The organism is Pantoea sp. SGAir0215 (assembly GCF_043543215.1).
This window is the reverse complement of record NZ_CP028031.1, coordinates 463,295-487,117: the sequence shown is the minus strand read 5'-3', so window position 1 is coordinate 487,117 and position 23,823 is coordinate 463,295. Positions and strand designations below refer to the sequence as shown.

Genomic DNA, 23,823 nt, shown 5'->3' with positions numbered 1-23,823 from the left:
ATGCAGACAGATATGGGGCGGGTTTGACGGGTTTCAACCCCCAATGGCGAGCGGAATGCAGCCGGAATGGCCTGACGCACGCAGACGTTTCAGCGTACTGTCGGCACTGGCCCGATCTTTAAAGGGCCCGACCACCACACGGTTCCAGCCGCCGCCGGAGGTGAGGCGACTTTCAAAACCTTCGAACGCCAGGGCAGCACGTACGGATTCAGCCTGTTCTGTTCCCTTGAACGAACCGCACTGCACCATCCAGCGTTGCGATGCCGCTTTTTCAGCAGGTTTCGTTTTCGCCGTATCCTGTGTCTTAGGCTGGGCGGTAGGTTCGCGTGTCACCGGCGCAGGTTGTGACTGCTGCTGAGTATTCTGCTGTTGCTGGCGCTGCGTATGTTGTTCCTGAATCTGCTGGCGCGGCTGTTGTACCTGCTGCTGACGTTGCTGCACCTGCTGTTGCTGACGCTGGAATTGTTGCACCTGTTGTTGATGCTGGTATTGCTGAACCTGTTGTTGATGTTGCAGCGTTTGCTGCCGCTGTGCCGGGGTTTGCTCGTTCCACGGGACTTCGTTCAACTGGGTAGGCTGCTGGCGCATATCTGCCTGCATTTGTTCCAGCAACTGACGTTGCTCATCCGTCAACTGAGTATGTGACTGGACTTCGCCACCCGAGGTTGGTTCGCTGGGCGTTGGAACGGTAACCTGACGATTTTCAAGCTCTTTTATGTATTTCCAGCGTTCTTCAGGCTTGGGCGGCAAGCCATTACCGTTGGCTTTATGATCCGTAATGACCGGCACATCTTCCTTCTTATGATGCGCAAGGAACCATAAACCACCGGCAAAGGTCACTAATACAGCCACCGCCAGTACAATCATAAGTTTAGAGGTGCCTGAACCGCTTTTCGTTTTTTTACCACGGCTGGGGCTTTTCTTGCGACGCGTCCCTGTTGAACGCCCGCGGCCTACATAATCTTTTTGTGCCACTCTCGTCCTGATACCCTTCAAAATATGATGCCATTTGGGCGAATCCGTTGTTACCACACGCCCGGCAAGGAGCCCGCCATGTTACTTAAGGGCTGGAACTTTGACCAGCAATGATAGCCCTAAGAATCTCCTGAAAATAGCGGAACATTTTCTGTATCAACGCCCCATTTTTGCCAATGTTGTGCTACCGCGTATCACTAATTCTGCGTCGAGTAACTTTGACCCGCTCCGCGTGCCTTTCCCCTGAAGTTCGTTCAGCAGTAGCAGCAACGCTTCGCGGCCAATGTCAAAACAGGGTTGTTTCACCGTGGTCAGCGGCGGTTCGCAGTAGCGCGACAGCTCGATGTCATCGAATCCCACCACGGACAGGTCTTCCGGCACACGTAAGCCCAGTTTTTTTGCCTGACTGATGGCACCGATGGCCATGATATCGCTGTGACAAAACAGGGCCTGCGGGGGCTCGGCTAAGGTCATGAGCTGATTGATCGCGGCCACACCTGATTCGAAAGTGAAATCTCCCCGAACAATACAGGTCGGATCGACGCTAATCCCGCTGCGTCGTAACGCCTGTACGTAGCCCTGCAGACGATACTGACACAGGGCGACATCTTCCGGACCGGCCAGGCAGGCGATGCGTTTATGGCCTAACTCCAGCAGATGGTTAACGGCAACAAATGAGGCGGTAAGATTGTCGATATTCACCGTCGGCAACGACATCTCGGGATCGAACTCAATCGCCATCACCATGGGCGGAAGATTACGTTGTTCGTCCGGGCTGACGTCAAAAGGCAACTGCGCGCCCAGCAGCACCATGCCATCAATCTGACGTGTCAGTATCAGGTTGAGAAATGTCCACGCCTGCGGTTTCTGATGCGCACAATCGCCGATAAGCACGAGATAACCGGCTTCTGAGGCGGCGACTTCAACGCCGCGAATAATGTCGCTGAAAAAGGGATCGCAGATATTGGGGACGATCAACAAAATCGTTTGTGTGTCATTGCGCCGGGAATGTCGTGTCATGCTTTGCGACGCATAGCCTACGGCCGCGACGGCCTGTTCCACCTTTTGGCGAGTGGCCGAAGAGACTTTTTCGGGATTCATCAGCGCACGCGACACGGTAGCAGTGGAGACGCCGGCTTTTTCTGCGACGTCTTTCATGGTGGCGGCGGCCGGCGGTTGATTCTGATCCAACACATGCTCCTGATGCGTAATCGCGCATTCAACGTTCGTATCGACGGGTATAAAAACAAGCCGGGCACTATTGTTATCGATTGGCCAACAAGGCTGTTACTTAATTTGCATAAAAATTGTGACTTATGCGACGTATTTCGATCCCGCTCGCAACCTGGCCGGCCTTAACTTTCGGTAGGATCGACATCCAGCGTCCACTTCACCTTTCGTGAGGCGGGCAAGGTTGTGACCAGCGGCAACGAACTGCTCAGCAACTGTTGCAGGCGTTTACGCGAGGGATGCTGAACCAGTAACTGCCAGCGCCAGCGGCCACTGCGTTTGGGCTGTAAGGCAGGTAACGGGCCCATAAACCACATTGACGCATCGTTATGCGGGCTGGCTTCCAGCATATTGCGTAGCTGTTGCAGAAATTCTGCAGCCTGATGATTATCCATGTCTTCTGCCCGGAACAAGGCATGGTGCGTCCAGGGAGGTAAAAAGACCGACTGGCGTTCCAGCAACGTTTGTTGTGCGAAAGCGAAGTAGCCCTGATGCAGCAGCGTTTGCAGCAGGGGATGATCAGGATGATGGGTTTGCAGTAAAACCTCACCTTGCTTACCGGCACGTCCGGCACGTCCGGCCACCTGGGTATACAGTTGAGCAAAGCGCTCCGCAGCACGGAAATCGGCTGAGAACAAGGCACCGTCTACATCCAGCAGCGACACTAAGGTGACATCCGGGAAATGATGACCTTTTGCCAGCATCTGCGTGCCAACCAGAATACGCGCGCCCCCGCGATGAACGTCGGCGAGGTGCTGTTCAAGAGCGCCTTTTCGGCTGGTGGTATCACGGTCAATGCGTGAGACAGGGACGCCGGGAAAAAGGGTGCCGAGCTGTTGCTCCAGCTGTTCCGTGCCCACACCGACCGGCAGTAAATGTGTTGAACCACATTGCGGGCACTGATGCGGCAACGGTCGTTGACTGTCACAGTGGTGGCAACGCAACTGGCGGTGATGCTGATGCAGCGTGTAATAACGGTCGCAGCGCTGGCATTCGGCGATCCAGCCGCAATCGTGACAGAGCAGAGCCGGCGAAAAACCGCGGCGGTTCAGAAACAGCAGAACCTGGTTATCGGCTTTCAGGTGCTGACGCATTTTGAAGATCAGGGCGGGTGCCAGGCCACCAGTAAGTTGTGCCCCTTTCAGGTCGATCAACTGCTGCAGTGCCGGTTTAGCATTGCCGGCACGCTTCATCAGATCAAGCTGGCGATATTTACCGTTACGCACGTTATGAAGGGTTTCCAGTGCCGGCGTTGCGGATCCCATGACTACAGGAATGTTTTCTTCATGCGCGCGGAAGACAGCCAGATCCCGTGCCTGATAGCGCCAGCCTTCCTGTTGCTTATAGGAACTGTCGTGCTCTTCATCAATAATGATCACGCCCGGTCGCGCCATGGGGGTAAAGAGCGCGGAACGCGTACCAATAATGATGGCGTTTTCCCCCCGTCGCGCCCGCAGCCACACGGACAGACGCTCGCTGTCATTAAGTCCCGAATGCAGGACATCCACCGGCGCGTCAAAACGTTCACGGAAACGGGCAATGGTTTGTGGCGTCAGGCCAATTTCCGGTACCAGCACCAGTGCCTGTTTCCCCCGCGCCAGCACATTTTCCAGTACGCTGAGATACACCTCGGTTTTACCGGAACCTGTAATTCCTGCCAGCAGCCAGGCGGCATAGTGCTCATCTTCTCCCCGGATGGCGCCCACCGCAGTCGCCTGATCGGTGTTCAGGCGCAGACGCTCACCCTTTACCGCAAACGCGGTTCGCCAGTCATGCATTTGCGGCTGGTGCTCGTGCAATTCGCACAGCCCTTTCGCGCGCAACGCCTGCATAGCCGCCTCGGTCAGGTCATGTTCACTGACTTCATGACGATAGAGCGGTTGCTGGCGCAGCACCGCCAGACCTTGTTGTTGTCTGGGCGCGCGTTTAAGACTTTCCGGGGACGTCGCGCGGCCCTGTTCCGTGATTTCCCAGCGCCACAGGGGATCATCCTGAGCCGGTTTACCTTGTCTGAGGAGTATCGGAATGGCATGGCTGAGCACCTCACCCAGCGGAGAGTGATAATAGTCGGCTGCCCAGTGAAGAATGCGCCACAGAGAGGACGGAAACAGGGATTCCCTGTCCAGGACGGTAAGCACCTGTTTAAGCTGTGAGGTCGCCAGATCGCTGCTGTCAGAGAACGCCACCACAATGCCGATCATTTTCCGGTTACCAAACGGCACGATCACGCGACCGCCAGTCACCGGCTGCACACCCTCAGGCGGCAGATAGTCAAAAAGGCGGGGAAGGGGAACGGGCAGGGCAACCTGAACAACGGGCATAACTTTCTCTTTCCGGTTCATCTGACAGGGCGATTAGTGTACACGCTGGCGCACAGGACGGGTATCTCAGGCGACATTTGCAGCAGCAAACATTAGCCTGTATAATATGCCGCCTTCGGTAGGAAAGACCTTACCGGAGTACACCATTAATGTTCAATCGCGTGTGGTGCTGCGCAGGTTTCGTCCTGGCGCGGAGAGCGACACGGCCTTCTATGAGGTTTCCCATGAAACAAGGTATTCACCCTAAATACGAAGCAGTTACCATCAACTGTACTTGCGGTAACGTGATTCACACTCGCTCTACGCTGACTCACGAACTGAACCTGGACGTTTGTGGTAAGTGCCACCCGTTCTACACCGGTAAGCAGCGTGAAGTTGCCACTGGTGGCCGCGTTGACCGCTTCAACAAGCGTTTCAGCGTGCCAGGCACCAAAAAATAAGAAACGGCATTCGAACATTTGTTCGGCGGCAAGAAAAACCCAGCTCAGGCTGGGTTTTTTTATGTCTGGCTGACTCAGTATTCCCAGGTGTCCGGGTCAATGCCCATCTCGCGCATAATTTTCTTCGCTTCTTCCGGGATTTCGTCGTTGCGTTCTTTACGCAAATCGACATCATTTGGTAACGGTTGTCCGGTAAAAGCATGCAAGAAGGCTTCGCACAGGAGCTCACTGTTGGTCGCATGGCGCAGGTTATTCACCTGACGACGTGTCCGTTCGTCAGTCAAAATCTTTAACACGCTCAACGGAATAGAAACCGTGATTTTTTTAACCTGTTCGCTCTTCTTGCCGTGCTCAGCGTACGGGCTGATATATTCGCCGTTCCATTCAGCCATGGGATACCTTAATCAATAAAAGTTAAAAGTTACGAAATCAGCCGATTATGCCTGATTTTCTTCTACCGGACCCCTTCTCTGGCGGGTTTCTTCGTCCAACACAGGAAGAAAATGGGTTGAACGCCAGCATGGGCGCATAATTTTAGCGGTTATTGCGGCCATGCTCAATCTATACGCAAAGACATTTGGATGTCCAGATGTATTGACGTCTAAATGTAAGCTGATATCCTGTGGTCAGTTTATTTCTCACTTCAGGAACAGTTAGCCCTATGACGCGTAAACAGGCAACCATCGCAGTGCGCAGCGGTTTGAATGACGACGAGCAATATGGCTGCGTTGTCCCGCCCATCCACCTTTCCAGCACCTATAACTTCCATGATTTCAATGAGCCGCGAGCCCACGATTATTCTCGTCGTGGTAATCCTACGCGCGACGTTGTGCAACGCGCGCTGGCAGAGCTGGAAGGCGGTGCGGGCGCGGTATTGACTAATACCGGCATGTCCGCCATTCATCTGGTCACAACGGTTTTCCTGAAGCCTGGCGATTTGCTGGTGGCACCGCACGACTGCTATGGCGGCAGCTACCGTCTGTTCGATAGTTTAAGCAATCGCGGTGCTTATCGGGTGAAGTTTGTCGATCAAGGCGACAGTGCCGCGCTACAGGCTGCGCTGGACGAGAAACCTCAGCTCGTATTAGTAGAAAGCCCCAGTAACCCGCTGCTGCGTGTCGTCGATATCGCGGCCATCTGCGACGCCGCGCGTAAAGTAGGCGCAGTAAGCGTTGTGGACAACACCTTTATGAGTCCGACGCTGCAAAATCCGCTGGCGCTGGGCGCAGATCTGGTTATTCACTCCTGTACCAAATATTTAAACGGGCACTCCGATGTCGTGGCTGGCGCTGTCATTGCCAAAGATCCTCAGGTCGCGACCGATCTGGCGTGGTGGGCGAATAATATTGGCGTGACCGGTTCCGCTTTTGACAGCTACCTGCTGTTACGTGGTATGCGTACGCTGGGTCCGCGTATGGCCGCTGCTCAGCGTAATGCGTTAGAAATTGTTGCTTATCTGAAGCAGCAGCCCCTGGTGAAAAAGTTGTATCATCCTTCTCTGCCAGAAAATGCCGGGCATGGAGTCGCTGCGCGTCAGCAGCGTGGGTTTGGCGCCATGCTCAGTTTCGAACTGGATGGCGATGAAGCGCGTTTGCGTCGTTTCCTGAAAGCGCTTGAACTGTTTACGCTGGCTGAATCACTGGGTGGCGTTGAGAGCTTAATCTCGCATACCGCGACCATGACACACGCTGGCATGTCTGCAGAAGCCCGTGCCGCAGCAGGTATTTCTGAAACATTGCTCCGTATTTCTGTGGGGATTGAAGACCACGAAGATTTAATTGCCGATTTGGATAATGCATTCCGGATCGCAGCAGAGGATTAACCATGACGATTTCAGCAGGCGCAGGAACGCCAAACAACAGACAGCTCCACAAGTTTGGTGGCAGCAGCCTTGCCGATGCACGCTGCTACCAGCGTGTTGCCAGCATCATGGCGGATTACAGCCAGCCAGGCGACATGATGGTGGTCTCAGCCGCAGGTTCAACGACCAATCAGCTGATTAGCTGGCTGAAACTGAGCCAGAGTGACCGCTTGTCCGCGCATCAGGTGCAGCAGACATTACGTCGTTATCAGAGTGAGCTCATCAGTGCCCTGTTGCCTGCCGAAATCGCCGAACCTTTAATATCGGCCTTTATTCGCGATCTTGAGAAGCTTGCCGGATTACTCGATGGTACCGTTACCGACGCGGTTTATGCGGAAGTCGTGGGCCATGGTGAAGTCTGGTCGGCACGTTTAATGTCCGCTGTGCTGAATCAACACGACCTGCAGGCCTGCTGGCTGGATGCGCGCGATTTTCTGCGTGCAGAACGTGCCGCGCAGCCTCAGGTTGATGAAGGAAAATCCTGGCCGTTGTTACAAACGCTGCTGGCCCAGCATCCCCATAAACGTATCGTGGTGACGGGCTTTATCTGCGCCAACGATGCGGGTGAAACCGTGTTGCTGGGGCGTAATGGCTCTGATTACTCCGCCACACAAATTGGTGCGCTGGCCGGTGTGGGACGCGTCACTATCTGGAGTGATGTGGCGGGTGTTTACAGTGCCGATCCACGTAAAGTTTCTGATGCCTGTCTGCTGCCGCTGTTGCGTCTTGATGAGGCCAGTGAACTGGCGCGTCTCGCCGCACCGGTGCTGCATACCCGCACCTTACAGCCCGTTTCCGGCAGCGACATCGATTTGCAGTTGCGCTGTAGCTATCAGCCAGAACAGGGCTCAACCCGTATTGAGCGCGTCCTCGCTTCCGGAACGGGCGCACGCATTGTGACCAGTCACGATGATGTGTGTCTGGTCGAAATCCAGCTTCCCGGGCAGCACGATTTTACGCTCCTGCGCAAAGAGATCGATCAGTTGCTCACGCGCGCGCAGATGCGCCCACTGGCAATGGGCGTTCATCCTGATCGTCAGCTGCTGCAACTCTGTTACACCTCTGAAGTGGTTAACAGCGCCTTCACATTGTTACAGGACGCAGGCTTACCCGGGCATTTACAGTTACGTGATGGCTTAGCGCTGGTAGCGCTGGTCGGAGCAGGCGTGACTCGTAATCCGTTGCATACGCACCGTTTCTGGCAGCAGTTGAAAGATCAGCCGGTTGAGTTTGTTTGTCAGTCGCCAGAACATATCAGCGTGGTGGCGGTCCTGCGCGTGGGGCCGACGCAGCATTTAATTCAGGGCTTACACAGCTCCCTGTTCCGTGCCGAAAAGCGAATTGGCCTGATGCTGTTTGGCAAAGGCAATATCGGCTCACGCTGGCTGGAACTGTTTGCGCGTGAGCAGGAAACCTTGTCAGCACGAACCGGTTTTGAATTTGTGCTGGCGGGTGTGGTCGACAGTCAACGCAGCCTGCTGAACTATGACGGGCTTGATGCCAGCCGCGCGCTGGCCTTCTTTGACGATGAAGCGGAAACACGTGATGAAGAATCGCTGTTTCTGTGGATGCGGGCGCATCCTTACGATGATCTTGTGGTGCTGGACGTCACCGCCAGTAAACCACTGGCACAGCAGTATCTGGATTTTGCCAGTCATGGCTTCCACGTGATTAGCGCCAATAAGATTGCGGGCGCGTCCGACACGCAAACCTGGCGTGAGATTCGCGATGCCTTCGAAAAAACCGGGCGTCATTGGTTATATAACGCCACCGTAGGCGCAGGTTTACCCATCAACCATACGGTGCGGGATCTGCGTGAAAGTGGCGATACCATTCTGTCGATTAGCGGTATTTTCTCAGGCACATTGTCCTGGCTGTTCCTGCAGTTTGACGGGACGGTGCCCTTTACCGAACTGGTGGATCAGGCATGGCAGCAGGGCTTAACCGAGCCGGATCCGCGTGTTGATCTGTCTGGCGAAGATGTGATGCGTAAGCTGGTCATTTTGGCCCGTGAAGCGGGCTATAACATTGAACCCGATCAGGTACGCGTCGAGTCACTGGTGCCCCAGACCTGTGATGAATCCGTCGACCATTTCTTCGAGAACGGTGACGAACTTAACGAGCAGATGCTGCAACGGTTTGAAGCCGCTCAGGAAATGGGGCTGGTCCTGCGTTATGTGGCACGGTTTGATGCCAATGGCAAAGCACGTGTGGGTGTGGAAGCCGTTCGTCCTGAGCATCCTCTGGCAGCCTTACTGCCCTGCGATAATGTGTTTGCCATCGACAGCCGCTGGTATCGCGATAATCCTCTGGTGATTCGCGGACCTGGCGCGGGTCGTGACGTCACGGCAGGCGCGATACAGTCTGATATCAATCGCCTCGCGCAACTCCTCTAAACAGGTTTCAACACAGGTGCTCCGGCACCTGTTTTTTTGCCCTGTTTCTGCTCGCCGATGTCATAACGTGCGGTAACGTTTGCCTGCCTGTGGCGCCATTTTGACTGGCGCTGAGGGGAGCATCGATCACGTTGAATGTCTGAACGTCTCACTATGTTGGGGGGAAGCGTTGGGTGGTGGTGGCAGGATGCGTTTTTTTTGCCGGTCAGCGCTAAACGGACAGATTACTCTTCATTCTTCCCGCCCCGGATCAGCGAAATGGCAGAGAAGCTATGGCATGCCATTGGTCACCTGAGCCTGCTACGAGCAGGGTGAATATTCTGTCACGCGAAAGGGTAAAAGACCGGCATGTCTACAATCTGAAAGGTGCGATACCTTTTGCCCCCGCGTCAGTTGGGCGACCTGTAATGGCGATATGAGGATGACGTTAACTGATACGAAACAGGGCGGTATCAACCGCCCTGTTTCTGTGAGTTAACCTGTATTACGCATCCCTGCAGCGACACCGGCAATCGTTACCATCAGCGCCTGTTCGACGCGCGCATCCGGTTCTTCACCACGGGCTTCCTGTGCACGTGAACGGTGAAGCAGCTCTGCCTGGAGTACGTTCAGGGGATCGGTATAAACGTTACGCAGGGCAATCGATTCGGCAATCCACGGCTGGTCCGCCATCAGATGGGAATCGTTGGCGATGGTCAGCACCGCTTTAATATCGGCATTCAGCTGGTCACGCAGCTGTTTACCTAATGGCCATAACGATTTATCAACCAGTCGCTGATCGTAATACTCCGCCAGCCACAGGTCTGCTTTCGAAAACACCATTTCCAGCATACCAAGGCGGGTTGAGAAAAAGGGCCAGTCGCGGCACATGGCCTCAAGCTGATCCTGATGGCCTGCCAGCATCGCCTGCTGCAGGGCGGCGCCCGCGCCCAGCCAGGCGGGTAACATCAGGCGGTTTTGCGTCCAGGCAAAAATCCAGGGAATGGCGCGCAGGGATTCCACACCGCCCGTCGGACGACGCTTCGCCGGACGAGAGCCCAGGGGCAGCTTGCCCAGTTCCTGCTCAGGGGTTGCGGAACGGAAGTAAGGCACAAAATCCTTATTCTCACGCACATAACCCCGGTACATGGCGCAGGAGTCGGCAGAAAGCTGGTTCATGATATTACGCCATTCCGGTTTGGGTTCCGGCGGCGGCATCAGGTTGGCTTCCAGAATCGCGCCGGTATAAAGCGACAGGCTGGCGATAGTGACTTCCGGCAAGCCGTACTTGAAGCGAATCATTTCGCCCTGTTCCGTCACGCGCAGGCCGCCTTTGAGGCTGCCTGGCGGCTGGGACAGCAGTGCGGCATGCGCGGGTGCACCCCCGCGGCCGATGGTGCCGCCGCGTCCGTGGAATAGCGTGAGGGAAACGCCCGCCTTTTCGCAGGTTTTAATCAGTGCATCCTGTGCCTGGTATTGTGCCCAACTGGCGGCCATCACGCCGGCATCTTTCGCCGAGTCGGAATAGCCAATCATGACCATTTGTTTGCCCTGAATAAAACCACGGTACCAGTCGATGTTAAGCAGTTTGCTCATCACATCATTGGCATTGTTCAGGTCATCCAGGGTTTCAAACAGGGGAGCAACCGGCATAGCGAACGGAATGCCAGCCTCTTTCAGTAGCAGATGGACGGCAAGGACATCAGACGGCGTTTTCGCCATCGAAATGACATAGGCTGCGATAGAGCCCTGGGGCGCTTCTGCCACTACTTTGCAGGTTTCCAGCACTTCGCGGGTTTCGTCACTCGGTTCCCAACTGCGAGGAAGTAAAGGGCGCTTGGAGTTCAGCTCACGGATAAGAAAAGCCTGCTTGTCGGCTTCCGACCAGCTTTCATAATCGCCCAGGCCCAGATAGCGGGTAATTTCAGCGATAGCTTCAGTGTGACGTGTGCTTTCCTGACGGACGTCGATGCGAACCAGCGGCACGCCAAAGCATTTCACGCGGCGCAGCGTATCCAGTAACTGACCGTTGGCAATAATGCCCATGCCGCACTGCTGCAGGGACTGATAGATAGCGAAAAGCGGATCCCACAACTGCGCGTTGGAGACCAGCAGGTCTGCCGGGCGGGGCAAGCGCTCGCCTTTCAGGCGGCGCTCCAGGTAAGCCTGGGTAGACATTAGCTGACTGCGCAGACGCTTTAAGATCACGCGATACGGCTCCAGCGCCTCAGGATCGCCGCTCAGCTCGGCAACTTCCTGACTGCATTCGGACATCGACAGTTCCGAAATCAACACGCCAATATCGCGCAGAAACAGATCGGTGGCTTTCCAGCGGCTGAGCTGCATAACATGGCGGGTAATGGCGGCGGTGACGTTCGGGTTACCGTCACGGTCTCCGCCCATCCAGGAGGTGAACTGCACCGGCACAAAATCAACCGGTAACTTAATGCCAAACGTCTCTTCTACCTGCTCATTCAGCTCACGCAAAAATGCAGGTACACCTTCCCACAGGCTGTTTTCAACGACGGCAAATCCCCACTTGGCTTCATCAACCGGCGTGGGACGGTATTTACGGATCTCATCCGTATGCCAGGCCTGCGCGACCAGTTGGCGCAGGCGGCGCATAATCTGGTTGCGTTCGTATTCAGAGATATCGCTGTGGTCGAGTTGTTCAAGACAGCTGTTGACCTCGCCCAGTTTGTGAATCAGCGTGCGGCGTGTAATTTCAGTAGGGTGCGCGGTTAAAACCAGTTCCAGGGAAAGTGATTCAATGGCTTTATGAATCGCACTTTCACTGAGATTATTTTGCTTGAGGGTTTCAAATGTTTTTTTCAACAGTTCAGGGTGGTTTGCGCCATCGCCGCTGCGGGAAATCGTTTGATACTGCTCAGCCACGTTAGTGAGGTTGAGGAACTGACTAAAGGCACGCGCCACGGGCAATAACTCGTCATTTGACAGGTTTTGCAGCGTATTCAGCAATTCCTTACGATGAGTGTCATTTCCTGCACGGGATGACTTAGAGAGCTTACGGATGGTTTCCACCTGGCCCAGGATATTCTCTCCCAGCGCATCCTTAATCGTATCCCCGAGCAGTTTGCCGAGCATACTGACATTACTTCGCATTGCGGAATATTGTTCGTTCATGTGACCCTGACACCCTTATCGTCTTGATAAACCTCTGTACCCGGCCTTTTCAGGCAGCAGAAAAGCCAGCAACGTCGTCCTCCCGGCTCTGACCGGGGTTCTTCAGTTGCTGCCCGTCGCAAGCTGAATAAAGTGGGATGATTGCCCAGTGGGTATAACATCGTCTTTTATCTAGCCACGTAATCAGGCGTTCGTCAAATGACTTAAAGTGAGGGAAACGTGCAGCTAACTGACGGAAATTCATGGAATTTGATAGCGGCGAAGCGGGATAAGTTATTCTTATTATCAAATCCCACAGATTGGCAGGGCATTTTGCTGTTAATACAGTGAAATGCCCCGTTTGATGATAATCAGTGACAGAAATGCTGCACAACCTGAGCGATTAAGGCGCGCGTAGGCTGAATAAATGCGGTATCGATAAATTCGTCCGGCTGATGCGCCTGATTGATAGAACCCGGGCCCAGCACCAGCGTTGGACAAAGTTGCTGGATAAACGGGGCTTCAGTGCAATAATTCACCACTTCTGTCGGTGTACCCAGCAGTTTTTCCACCACCTTGACCAGCTCGTGGTCAACCGGACATTCATAGCCCGGAATCGGCGGATGCAATTCTTCGATGGTAATCCGTCCCGGCCAGCGTTCGCTCACCGGCGCCAGTGCCTCATTCAGCAGCGCGTCAAGATCGCTCAGCGTCAGCCCCGGCAAAGGGCGGATGTCCATGTGCAATTCGCAGCAGGCGCAGATACGGTTTGCTGCATCACCGCCATGAATATGACCAAAGTTCATTGTGGGATAAGGAATCGCAAAACCATCATGGTTGTAACGGGCTTTCAGCGTATTGCGCAGTTGCATGAGTTCGGTAATCGACTCATGCATCAGCTCAATGGCGTTGACGCCGCGACCCGGATCGCTGGAATGGCCAGATTGACCCTGAATACGAATCGCATTCGAGATATGTCCTTTGTGCGCACGGACAGGTTTCAGCGACGTCGGTTCGCCAATAATGGCGCAGTCAGGGCGAAGCTGTGTGGATGCGGCAAAATATGACGCGCCCGCCATGGTGGTTTCTTCATCAGCGGTGGCCAGAATATAAAGCGGCTTACTCAGGGCTGTCACATCCACATCACGGAGCGTGTCCAGAATAAACGCGAAGAAGCCTTTCATATCGGCGGTACCCAGACCGTACAACTTGTTGTCGTGCTCGGTCAGGGTAAAGGGATCGCGAGTCCAGCGACCATCATCAAACGGAACGGTATCGGTGTGCCCGGCAAGCAGCAGACCGCCCGCACCGCTTCCGGTGCGCGCCAGCATATTAAATTTATGCCGCGTGCCCGGCACGGGTTGGACTTCCACGGTAAAACCCAGGTCACGGAACCAGCCAGCCAGTAAATTGATTAAAGTTTCATTGCTCTGATCGAGAGCGGCATCGGTTGCGCTGATAGACGGTGTTGCGATCAACTGGCGGTAGAGTTCGATAAAAGGCGGTAATTTTGTCTTCACTGTTGACGGTCCTTGAGTTAGGATGTATCAATATTCATGCATTAATAGTGAATAAAAATACATTAACGTCGTGTGCATGTGAACCTTAAATCGCTGCAAACGACATCGTGGGCAACGGGGCAAGGCCGCGACCCGGAACGTGTGACTGTAATAAAGGTATACAGCCTGATGTTGAATACGCTGATCGTTGGTGCCAGTGGTTACGCTGGCGTAGAGCTTGCCACCTTCCTTAATCGCCATCCACATATCAACATAACCGCTTTGGCGGTGTCTGCGCAAAGTCCCGATGCGGGTAAGCGCTTGTCCGATCTTCATCCACAGCTGAAAGGCGTGGTGGATCTGCCGCTGCAGCCACTGAGCCGCGCCGACGAATGGGCAGATAAAGTTGATGTGGTGTTTCTGGCGACGGCCCACGAAGTCAGTCACGACCTGGCGCCTGAATTTCTGAAAGCTGGCTGCGTCGTGTTTGATCTGTCCGGCGCTTTCCGCGTCAACGACGGCAAGTTTTACACGCAGTTTTATGGCTTCACGCACCAGCATGGGGACTGGCTGGATAAAGCCGTTTACGGTCTGGCGGAGTTCCAGCAGGAAAAAATCAAAGAAGCACAGCTGATTGCCGTCCCTGGCTGCTATCCCACCGCCTCTCAGTTGGCACTCAAGCCGTTGGTGGATGCCGGTTTACTGAATGAGGCGCAGTGGCCGGTCATCAATGCCACCAGTGGCGTCAGTGGAGCAGGGCGCAAAGCGAATGTTGGTACCAGCTTCTGTGAAGTCAGTCTGCAGCCTTACGGTATTTTTAATCATCGTCATCATCCTGAAATTGTGGCGCACCTGGGCACACCGGTAATTTTTACGCCGCACCTGGGCAGTTTCCCGCGTGGCATCCTGGCCACGATCACCTGCCGTCTTAATGCCGGCGTCAGCCGTGATGATGTCGCTGAGGTCTTTCACAATGCCTACCACGATAAGCCGCTGGTACGCGTTTACGAGCAAGGCGTACCGGCATTGAAAGCCGTGGTCGGTCTGCCTTACTGCGATATTGGCTTTGCCGTACAGGGCGAACACCTGATTGTGGTGGCTGCTGAAGATAACCTGCTTAAAGGGGCAGCCTCTCAGGCAGTACAGTGTCTTAATATTCGTTTCGGTTTCCCTGAAACGCAGTCACTGATTTAACGGACGACTAAACCATGACTAATCCATTAATTATCAAGCTGGGCGGTGTGCTGTTAGACAGCGAAGAAGCACTGGCCCGTTTATTTGACGCGTTGCTGGCCTACCGTTCTGCTCATCAGCGCCCCCTGATTATCGTTCACGGTGGCGGTTGCCTGGTCGATGAACTGATGAAAAAACTGGCGCTGCCGGTGCAAAAGAAGAACGGTTTGCGTGTTACGCCTGCCGATCAGATTGACATCATCACCGGCGCACTGGCTGGTACCGCCAATAAAACGCTGTTGGCCTGGGCGAAAAAATACGGCATTCAGGCCGTCGGTCTGTGCCTGGGCGATGCGGGCCTGGTCAATGTCACCCAGTTAGATGAAGCGCTGGGCCATGTGGGCAACGCAACGCCGGGCAATCCTGCATTAATTAACACGCTGCTGGGTGCAGGTTACATGCCCGTTGTCAGTTCAATCGGCATCACCGACAGCGGTGAGCTTATGAACGTCAATGCCGATCAGGCTGCCACAGCGCTGGCCTCAACGCTGGGTGCTGACTTAGTCTTGTTATCGGACGTCAGCGGCATTCTTGATGGCAAAGGTCAGCGCATCGAAGAAATGACGGCAGATAAAGCAGAACAGCTGATCGCTCAGGGCATCATCACCGATGGCATGATTGTCAAAGTGAACGCTGCGCTGGATGCGGCACGCACGCTGGACCGTCCGGTCGATATTGCCAGCTGGCGTCATGCCGAGCAGTTACCTACCCTTTTTAACGGCGTGTCCATTGGCACCCGGATTCTCGCTTAACGACTCAGATTCAAGGATTACGAAATGCAAACGCAAAACATCAAAAAAATCGTACTGGCTTACTCCGGTGGTCTGGATACTTCGGCCATTATTCCCTGGCTGAAAGAAAACTATGGCGGCTGTGAAGTGGTCGCGTTCGTGGCGGATATCGGTCAGGAACGTAGCGATCTGGAAGGCGTTGAGAAGAAAGCGCTGCAGTCAGGTGCATCAGAATGTCACGTTGTCGATCTGCGTGAAGAGTTTATCAGTGACTACGTTTATCCGGTGCTGCAGACCGGGGCCCTGTATGAAGGGACGTATCTGCTGGGTACCTCAATGGCGCGTCCTATCATCGCGAAAGCCCAGGTTGAGCTGGCGCTGAAAGTGGGTGCTGATGCGCTGTGCCACGGTGCCACGGGTAAAGGTAATGACCAGGTGCGTTTCGAAACCACTTACACCGCACTGGCGCCGCAGCTGAAAGTGGTGGCGCCATGGCGCGAGTGGGATCTGCGTTCGCGTGAAGCGCTGCTGGATTATCTGAAAGCGCGCAACATCCCTACCACCGCGTCGCTGGAAAAAATCTACAGCCGTGATGAAAACGCCTGGCACATTTCTACCGAAGGCGGCGTGCTGGAAAGCCCGTCTAACGCACCTAACAAAGATTGCTGGGTCTGGACTGTCGATCCGCTGGAAGCGCCCGATCAGCCAGAAGACGTGACAGTAACCGTTGAAAAAGGCCGCGTGGTGGCGGTGAACGGTGAAAGACTGAGCCCGTTCCAGTGTCTGGAAAAACTGAATGTGCTGGGTGCAAAACATGGCGTGGGCCGTATCGATATCGTTGAAAACCGTCTGGTAGGCATTAAATCTCGCGGCTGTTACGAAACCCCTGGCGGCACCATTATGGTTAACGCGCTGCGTGCGGTAGAGCAACTGGTTCTGGATCGCGACAGCTTCAAATGGCGTGAGCAGTTGGGCCATGAAATGTCTTATGTGGTTTACGATGGTCGCTGGTTTGCACCGCTGCGTAAGTCTATCCAGGCGGCGGCAGAGTCGCTGGCGGAAGAGGTTAACGGCGAAGTGGTTCTGCAACTCTACAAAGGTCAGGCCACGGCGACGCAGAAGCGTTCAGCTAACAGCCTGTATTCCGAAGAGTTCGCGACCTTCGGCGAAGACGAAGTTTACGATCATCGTCATGCAGGCGGCTTTATTCGTCTGTTCTCACTCTCTTCACGTATCCGTGCGTTGAACGAGCAGAAAAAGTAATCGCAGGCGGGGATCGCCTCGCCTCTCAGTATGACATCAGGGGCGGCTTTCAGGCCGCCCCTGGTTTAACGACTTGAAGGAGATTCACATGGCACTTTGGGGTGGACGCTTTACCCAGGCAGCAGATCAACGTTTCAAACAGTTCAACGACTCGCTGCGTTTTGATTACCGCCTGGCAGAGCAGGACATCATTGGCTCAGTGGCCTGGTCCAAAGCGCTGGTGACGGTAAATGTCCTGAGCAGTGATGAGCAGCAGCAGCTTGAAGCCGCACTGAACGCACTGCTGGAGGAGGTTCGTGCCAATCCTGAGCAAATCCTGCAAAGCGATGCCGAAGATATTCACAGCTGGGTTGAAGGCCAGTTGATTGAGAAAGTCGGTGCGCTGGGCAAAAAACTGCACACCGGCCGTAGCCGCAATGATCAGGTGGCGACCGACCTGAAACTCTGGTGTAAAGAGCAGGTTGCCGCACTGCTGGATGCCACACGTGAGCTGCAGCAGGCGCTGGTGGCGACTGCCGAAGCCAATCAGGACGCGGTGATGCCGGGCTATACACATTTACAGCGTGCACAGCCGGTGACGTTTGCACACTGGTGCCTCGCTTACGTTGAAATGCTGGCGCGCGATGAAAGCCGTTTGCAGGATACGTTAAAGCGTCTTGATGTCAGCCCGTTAGGTTGTGGTGCACTGGCCGGAACGGCTTACGCTATTGACCGTGAGCAACTGGCAGGCTGGTTAGGCTTCGCGTCTGCAACGCGTAACAGCCTGGATACCGTATCCGACCGTGATCATGTGCTGGAGCTGCTTTCCGATGCGTCAATCGGCATGGTGCACCTTTCACGTTTTGCGGAAGACATGATTTTCTTCAATACCGGCGAAGCCGGCTTTATCGAACTCTCGGATAAAGTCACCTCAGGTTCGTCCCTGATGCCACAGAAGAAAAATCCGGATGCACTGGAGCTGATCCGTGGAAAATGCGGGCGGGTTCAGGGCGCGTTAACCGGCATGATGATGACGCTAAAAGGCCTGCCGCTTGCCTATAACAAAGACATGCAGGAAGACAAAGAAGGGCTGTTTGATGCGCTGGATACCTGGCTGGACTGCCTGCATATGTCCGTGCTGGTGCTGGAAGGTTTGCAGGTAAAACGTCCTCGCTGCCAGGAAGCGGCCGAACAGGGTTACGCAAACTCAACTGAACTGGCCGATTATCTCGTGGCAAAAGGCGTTCCCTTCCGTGAAGCGCACCATATCGTGGGAGAAACGGTCGTTGCAGCGATCGCGCAAGGTGTGGCACTGGAAGCCTTGTCGTTATCTCAGCTTAAGCAGTTCAGTGCTGTTATCGAAGACGATGTCTATCCGGTGCTGGCCCTGTCATCCTGCCTGGATAAGCGCAATGCGCAGGGAGGCGTTTCACCGTCTCAGGTTGCCCGTGCCATTGCGGATGCCAAAGCGCGCTTAGCCTGAGTCGCAGATAAAAAAAGAGCGGGCATACCATGCCCGCCAACCTCTAGCTTCAGAAACTACTTTTATTTTAGGCACATCATCAGACCATCGGTGCTCCCGACCGATGTTCAGATTCGTTACGCTTGTCATCTGGCCTTCGCCTGTTCAGTTTTTTGTTTTATCAGCGTTGCCAGAAGATTTGCGTCAGCTAAAAACAGCGGATAACGCTGTCTTTATGATTCAGAAAACATTTCCCTGGGGGCGATGAGTCTGAATTTGATGTGGGCATTATTCCCATCCGCTCTTGATAGGGCCAATCGTTGGTTGCTATTCTATCTATCGCCACGAGCTATCGTGGAATGGAGGGTAATAATGAATATCCGTGATCTTGAATATCTGGTTTCGCTTGCTGAACATCGTCACTTCCGACGTGCGGCGGATGCCTGTCATGTCAGTCAGCCGACCTTAAGCGGGCAGATTCGCAAATTAGAAGATGAGTTAGGTGTCATGCTGCTGGAACGTACCAGCCGCAAAGTACTGTTTACGCAGGCCGGTTTGCTGCTGGTCGACCAGGCGCGTACTGTCCTTCGTGAAGTCAAAGTGCTGAAAGAGATGGCCAGTCAGCAGGGCGAAGCGATGTCAGGACCACTGCATATTGGGCTGATTCCCACCACCGGTCCGTATTTACTGCCGCAAATTATTCCTATGCTGCATCAGACTTTTCCAAAGCTGGAAATGTACCTGCATGAAGCACAGACCCAGCAATTGCTGGCTCAGCTCGACAGCGGCAAACTGGACTGCGCGATTCTGGCGCTGGTCAAAGAAAGCGAAGCCTTTATTGAAGTCCCGCTGTTCGATGAACCGATGAAGCTGGCGGTTTATGAGGATCATCCGTGGCGCGAACGCGATCGTGTGCCAATGTCCGATCTGGCTGGTGAAAAACTGCTGATGCTGGAAGACGGCCACTGCCTGCGCGATCAGGCCATGGGTTTTTGTTTTGAAGCGGGTGCAGACGAAGATACCCATTTCCGTGCGACAAGCCTGGAAACGTTGCGCAATATGGTCGCGGCAGGAAGCGGTATTACGTTACTGCCTGCTCTGGCTGTCCCGCCTCAGCGTGTGCGTGATGGGGTTTGTTATCTGCCCTGTTATAAGCCGGTACCACAGCGTACGATTGCGCTGGTTTACCGTCCCGGCTCACCTCTGCGCAGCCGTTATGAACAACTGGCAGAGGCAATCCGCACACATATGCAAGGCTATTTCGATACCACGCTAAAACAGGCGGTTTAAACCGTTTAGCGCGGCGACGCGATACGCTTCTGCCATGGTCGGGTAGTTAAAGGTGGTATTCACAAAGTACTCAATTGTGTTGCCACCATTTTTTTGCTCCATGATCGCCTGACCGATATGGATAATCTCCGCAGCACGTTCCCCAAAGCAGTGAATGCCCAGAATCTCTTTGGTTTCACGGTGGAACAGGATCTTCAGACTACCGACGTTCATCCCCACAATCTGCGCACGCGCCAGATGTTTAAACTGCGCACGTCCTACTTCGTAAGGCACTTTCATCGCCGTGAGCTGCTGTTCGGTTTTGCCTACAGAGCTGATTTCCGGAATGGTATAAATCCCGGTCGGAATGTCTTCGATCAGGTGCGCTGAGGCTTCGCCTTTAATGATGGCCTGTGCGGCAATACGGCCCTGATCGTAAGCAGCGGAGGCCAGGCTGGGGTAACCAATGACGTCGCCCACTGCATAAATGTGCGGCTGCGCTGTCTGATACATGCTGTTCACTTTCAACAGCCCACGGCCATCCGCTTCCAGACCGACATTTTCCAGCGACAGTGAATCGGTGTTACCTGTACGGCCGTTCGCATACAGCAGGCAGTCCGCTTTGACTTTCTTGCCGGATTTCAGGTGCATGATAACGCCGTCATCCACGCCTTCAATCTTCTCAAACTCTTCGTTGTGACGAATCACCACGCCGCTGTTCCAGAAGTGATAAGACAGCGAGTCAGACATCTCCTGATCAAGGAACGCCAGCAGGCGGTCACGGGTGTTGATCAGATCAACCTTGACATTGAGCCCACGGAAAATGGAAGCATATTCACAGCCAATCACGCCCGCGCCATAAATGATGACGTGGCCGGGTTCATGATGCAGGTTGAGAATAGAATCGGAATCGTAAATACGTGGATGGGTAAAGTCGACATCATGCGGATGATAAGGGCGCGAACCACAGGCAATAATAAATTTCCCGGCGGTCAGCTGTTCGCGCGTGCCATCATGATGTTCCACTTCAACCGTGTTGGCATCCACGAAATGCGCATCGCCCTGAAACAGCTCACAGCGATTGCGCTCGTAAAAACCCTGACGCATTGCGGTTTGTTGGCTGATCACGCTTTCCGTGTGATTGAGAATATCGGCAAACGATGAGCGGAGAAGGCGGGTATGGTCACTGTAGAGGGGATTCTGGTTGAACTCGATGATGCGGCTCACAGCATGACGAAGGGCTTTCGAGGGGATCGTACCCCAGTGTGTACAGCCGCCGCCTATGTTGTGATAGCGTTCGATAACCGCGATTCGGGCGCCTTGCTTCACCAGCCCCATCGCCGCACCTTCACCGCCTGGTCCTGATCCAATCACAATGACATCGTAATCGTAAGACTTTTGCATACCGGTACGTCCTATTATTTATACATTTTTACAACGAGATTCTAACATCTCGCCGCGCACTTCTGAATTCTAACAGCGATTTTCATCACGTTTTGGCTTTCAGTGAGGTTTAACACGTCGTCACAAAGTTTGCCGGACTGTACGCTGAATATTTTGTTATAGTGCTGTTTCAGAACCTCACAAGGCAGAGAGAATGGGCGTCAGAGCGCAACAAAAAGAACGTACACGACGTACACTGATTGAAGCTGCCTTCAGTCAGCTCAGCGCCGAACGCAGTTTTGCCAGTCTGAGTTTACGTGAGGTTGCCCGCGAGGCGGGCATCGCGCCAACCTCTTTTTATCGGCACTTTAAAGATGTCGATGAGCTGGGTTTAACCATGGTGGATGAAAGCGGGCTGATGCTGCGGCAGTTGATGCGACAGGCACGTCAACGTATTGCGAAAGGCGGCAGCATCATTAAAACCTCTATCGCCACCTTTATGGAGTTCATCGAAAATAACCCCAATGCGTTTCGGCTGCTGTTACGCGAACGTTCGGGGACGTCTGCGGCTTTCCGTGCGGCGGTTGCGCGTGAAATCCAACATTTTATTGCTGAACTGGCTGATTATCTTGAGGTCGAAAACCGCATGCCGCGCAGCTTCACCGAAGCGCAGGCTGAAGCGATGGTGACTATTGTCTTCAGTGCCGGTGCCGAGGCGCTGGATATTGATATAGCGCAGCGTCGTAAGCTGGAAGATCGTCTGGTATTGCAGTTACGTATGATCGCGAAGGGCGCGTATTACTGGTATCGCCGGGAACAAGAACGCCTGGCGGTAACCCTGGATAAACCTGAAGAGCTATGAATAAGGACCCTGCCATGACCCACCCAAGCTCCCGTGATAAAGGCACGATGTTACTGGCTTTTATTACCGGCCTTGCTATGAACGGCTCGTTCTCTGTGCTGTTTAGTGCTTTCGTTCCTTTTTCTATTTTCCCGTTGATTGCGTTGGGGCTGGCGGCATGGTGCCTGCATCAACGCTACCTGAATAAAAGTATGCCCGATGGGGTTCCGGGGCTGGCTGCGGCCTTCTTCCTGCTGGGAATCCTGGTGTACAGCGCATTAGTGCGTGCCGAATATCCGGATATCGGATCTAACTTTATCCCCACGATTCTTATGGTCGGGCTGGTGTTCTGGATTGCCCTGCGTTACAAGCGCAATCGCAACCGGTAATCACAAAAACGGGAACCCCTGGGTTCCCGTTTTTTTACGCTTTGCGTGTCAGTAGCACACCGCATTCCATATGATGGGTATACGGGAACTGGTCAAACAGGGCCAGTCGCGTGACATCATGGGTTTGCGCCAGCTCCAGCAGATTGTCACACAGGGTTTGCGGGTTGCAGGAAATATACAGGATCGTGCGATAAGCCTGCACCATCCTGACGGTTTCCTCATCCAGCCCACTGCGCGGCGGATCCACAAAGATCGTCTCGCAGTCATAACTCTTCAGGTCGATCCCCTCCAGCCGGTTAAAGCTGCGCACGCCGTTCATTGCCTGGGTAAACTCTTCGGCCGCCATGCGAATAATCTGGACATTATCAATCTGGTTGACGGCAATATTGTACTGGGCCGACGCGACGGATGGCTTGGCAATTTCCGTGGCCAGCACGCGGCGGAAATTTCTGGCCAGCGCCAGCGAGAAGTTGCCATTACCACAGTAGAGTTCCAGTAAATCGCCACGGGAACCCGTTGTCACATCCAGCGCCCATTCCAGCATATGAATGTTCATCGCCGCGTTGGGTTGCGTGAAGCTGTTCTCCACCTGTCGATAAATCATCTCTTTACCGGCGACCGGCAAACGCTCTTCCACGTAATCCCGATCAAGGCAAATTTTGGTCTTAGTGGCGCGACCAATCAGCTGCACATCGACGCCTTCCGCCCGCAACTGATCGCGTAACGTTGTGGCGGCCTGCTGCCATTCCTCATCCAGCTTGCGGTGATAGAGCAGGGAGATGACGATTTGGTTACTTAGCGTCGACAGATAATCAATCTGGAACAGCTTATGGCGCAGGATGCGATTATCGCGAATGACCGCCATCATTTTCGGCATCATCTGGTTAATTAGGGCACTGGCCGCCGGGAACTGGTCAACGCGAATGCGCTGTTTCGTCTCCTGATCGAAAATGATGTGATAAATGTCGTCGCCATCATGCCAGATGCGGAATTCTGCACGCATGCGATAGTGGCTGATCGGTGAACGGAACACCTCCACGGCGGGGGCAGCGAAAGGCGTCATCATCGTTTCTAACCGACTGACTTTTTCCGCCAGCTGCGCGTCATACTGTTCAACAGGGAGATGTTCGGGTGTCATGTTTAATCCTGGTTAATAGCCTGCTTGCCGGGCGATTGTAGGGATTCACCTGCTGATGTCCAGTCCTGCGCGCGCGAGCAGAGCGTCGGGGTGTGCAGATCTGGACTTGCCCGTGCGCGCTTCGTAGACTGCGGGCACCGGCCTCAACCTTGAGTTAACAGGGAATCCAGTGTGAATCTGGAGCTGACGCGCAGCGGTAAGGAATGTCAGGGTGATTGCGATTGCAGACACTGTCCTGCGGGATGGGAAGTCATCACCTGCTATGATTCCCAGCCCGAAGACCTGCCGGTGTGACGTCGCCACGCGTACAG

18 protein-coding genes and 1 riboswitch are annotated in these 23,823 nt (G+C 54.3%); of the genes, 10 read left to right on the top strand and 8 right to left on the bottom strand.

The window, feature by feature from the left end:
- Positions 1-33: 33 nt before the first annotated feature.
- The 3 genes from ftsN to priA all read right to left on the bottom strand — a co-directional run bounded on the left by ftsN (position 34) and on the right by priA (position 4,526).
- Positions 34-975 (bottom strand): cell division protein FtsN, encoded by a 942-nt coding sequence (gene ftsN, locus C1N64_RS02405; protein WP_006121304.1) that lies wholly within the window; start codon positions 973-975, stop codon positions 34-36.
- Between the two features lie 156 nt (positions 976-1,131).
- Entirely contained in the window at positions 1,132-2,166 is a 1,035-nt protein-coding gene (gene cytR, locus C1N64_RS02400) for a DNA-binding transcriptional regulator CytR (protein ID WP_282498347.1), read from the bottom strand.
- Positions 2,167-2,330: 164 nt separating this feature from the next.
- Entirely contained in the window at positions 2,331-4,526 is a 2,196-nt protein-coding gene (gene priA / locus C1N64_RS02395) for a primosomal protein N' (protein WP_375097042.1), read from the bottom strand.
- A 224-nt stretch (positions 4,527-4,750) separates the two neighbouring features.
- On the opposite strand from priA, the gene rpmE reads away from it, so the two are divergent.
- A complete protein-coding gene (gene rpmE / locus C1N64_RS02390; RefSeq protein WP_006121308.1) occupies positions 4,751-4,966 on the top strand; it encodes a 50S ribosomal protein L31 in 216 nt (71 codons plus the stop codon).
- A gap of 74 nt (positions 4,967-5,040) precedes the next feature.
- On the opposite strand, the gene metJ is transcribed toward rpmE, so the two are convergent.
- Positions 5,041-5,358, bottom strand: coding sequence for a met regulon transcriptional regulator MetJ (gene metJ, locus C1N64_RS02385; RefSeq protein ID WP_006121309.1), 318 nt, complete (start codon positions 5,356-5,358; stop codon positions 5,041-5,043).
- Positions 5,359-5,627: 269 nt separating this feature from the next.
- Here metJ and metB point away from each other — a divergent pair, with 269 nt between their 5' ends.
- Positions 5,628-6,788 (top strand): cystathionine gamma-synthase, encoded by a 1,161-nt coding sequence (metB, locus tag C1N64_RS02380; RefSeq protein WP_394515215.1) that lies wholly within the window; start codon positions 5,628-5,630, stop codon positions 6,786-6,788.
- Between the two features lie 2 nt (positions 6,789-6,790).
- A complete protein-coding gene (locus tag C1N64_RS02375) occupies positions 6,791-9,223 on the top strand; it encodes a bifunctional aspartate kinase/homoserine dehydrogenase II (protein WP_394515214.1) in 2,433 nt (810 codons plus the stop codon).
- 474 nt (positions 9,224-9,697) lie between these two features.
- On the opposite strand, the gene ppc is transcribed toward C1N64_RS02375, so the two are convergent.
- Together ppc and argE are read right to left on the bottom strand one after the other, a co-directional pair.
- Entirely contained in the window at positions 9,698-12,346 is a 2,649-nt protein-coding gene (gene ppc, locus C1N64_RS02370) for a phosphoenolpyruvate carboxylase (RefSeq protein WP_394515213.1), read from the bottom strand.
- Positions 12,347-12,696: 350 nt separating this feature from the next.
- The gene (argE, locus tag C1N64_RS02365; protein WP_033738113.1) at positions 12,697-13,845 is read right to left on the bottom strand and encodes an acetylornithine deacetylase; all 1,149 of its coding nucleotides are present in this window, start codon (positions 13,843-13,845) and stop codon (positions 12,697-12,699) included.
- 168 nt (positions 13,846-14,013) lie between these two features.
- Here argE and argC point away from each other — a divergent pair, with 168 nt between their 5' ends.
- From argC to oxyR, 5 genes are all read left to right on the top strand, one after another.
- Positions 14,014-15,018, top strand: a complete 1,005-nt coding sequence (gene argC, locus C1N64_RS02360; RefSeq protein ID WP_039342537.1) for an N-acetyl-gamma-glutamyl-phosphate reductase — start codon at positions 14,014-14,016, stop codon at positions 15,016-15,018.
- A gap of 14 nt (positions 15,019-15,032) precedes the next feature.
- Entirely contained in the window at positions 15,033-15,809 is a 777-nt protein-coding gene (argB, locus tag C1N64_RS02355; RefSeq protein WP_394515212.1) for an acetylglutamate kinase, read from the top strand.
- 24 nt (positions 15,810-15,833) lie between these two features.
- Positions 15,834-17,051 (top strand): argininosuccinate synthase, encoded by a 1,218-nt coding sequence (locus tag C1N64_RS02350; protein WP_033738115.1) that lies wholly within the window; start codon positions 15,834-15,836, stop codon positions 17,049-17,051.
- A gap of 88 nt (positions 17,052-17,139) precedes the next feature.
- Positions 17,140-18,513, top strand: a complete 1,374-nt coding sequence (argH, locus tag C1N64_RS02345; RefSeq protein ID WP_054632888.1) for an argininosuccinate lyase — start codon at positions 17,140-17,142, stop codon at positions 18,511-18,513.
- A gap of 351 nt (positions 18,514-18,864) precedes the next feature.
- Positions 18,865-19,782 (top strand): DNA-binding transcriptional regulator OxyR, encoded by a 918-nt coding sequence (gene oxyR, locus C1N64_RS02340; protein ID WP_006121171.1) that lies wholly within the window; start codon positions 18,865-18,867, stop codon positions 19,780-19,782.
- Here the strand turns inward: oxyR and sthA are convergent.
- Positions 19,765-21,165, bottom strand: a complete 1,401-nt coding sequence (gene sthA / locus C1N64_RS02335) for a Si-specific NAD(P)(+) transhydrogenase (protein ID WP_033738119.1) — start codon at positions 21,163-21,165, stop codon at positions 19,765-19,767. The genes oxyR and sthA overlap by 18 nt on opposite strands.
- 193 nt (positions 21,166-21,358) lie before the next feature.
- Here sthA and fabR point away from each other — a divergent pair, with 193 nt between their 5' ends.
- Positions 21,359-22,006: an HTH-type transcriptional repressor FabR gene (gene fabR / locus C1N64_RS02330; RefSeq protein WP_006121169.1), complete on the top strand. Its 648-nt coding sequence runs from the start codon at positions 21,359-21,361 to the stop codon at positions 22,004-22,006.
- Positions 22,007-22,020: 14 nt separating this feature from the next.
- Positions 22,021-22,374: a YijD family membrane protein gene (locus tag C1N64_RS02325; protein WP_006121168.1), complete on the top strand. Its 354-nt coding sequence runs from the start codon at positions 22,021-22,023 to the stop codon at positions 22,372-22,374.
- Between the two features lie 34 nt (positions 22,375-22,408).
- Here C1N64_RS02325 and trmA read toward each other — a convergent pair whose 3' ends face one another.
- A complete protein-coding gene (trmA, locus tag C1N64_RS02320) occupies positions 22,409-23,512 on the bottom strand; it encodes a tRNA (uridine(54)-C5)-methyltransferase TrmA (protein WP_205950954.1) in 1,104 nt (367 codons plus the stop codon).
- 121 nt (positions 23,513-23,633) lie between these two features.
- Positions 23,634-23,817, top strand: a riboswitch (cobalamin riboswitch).
- Positions 23,818-23,823: the final 6 nt, after the last annotated feature.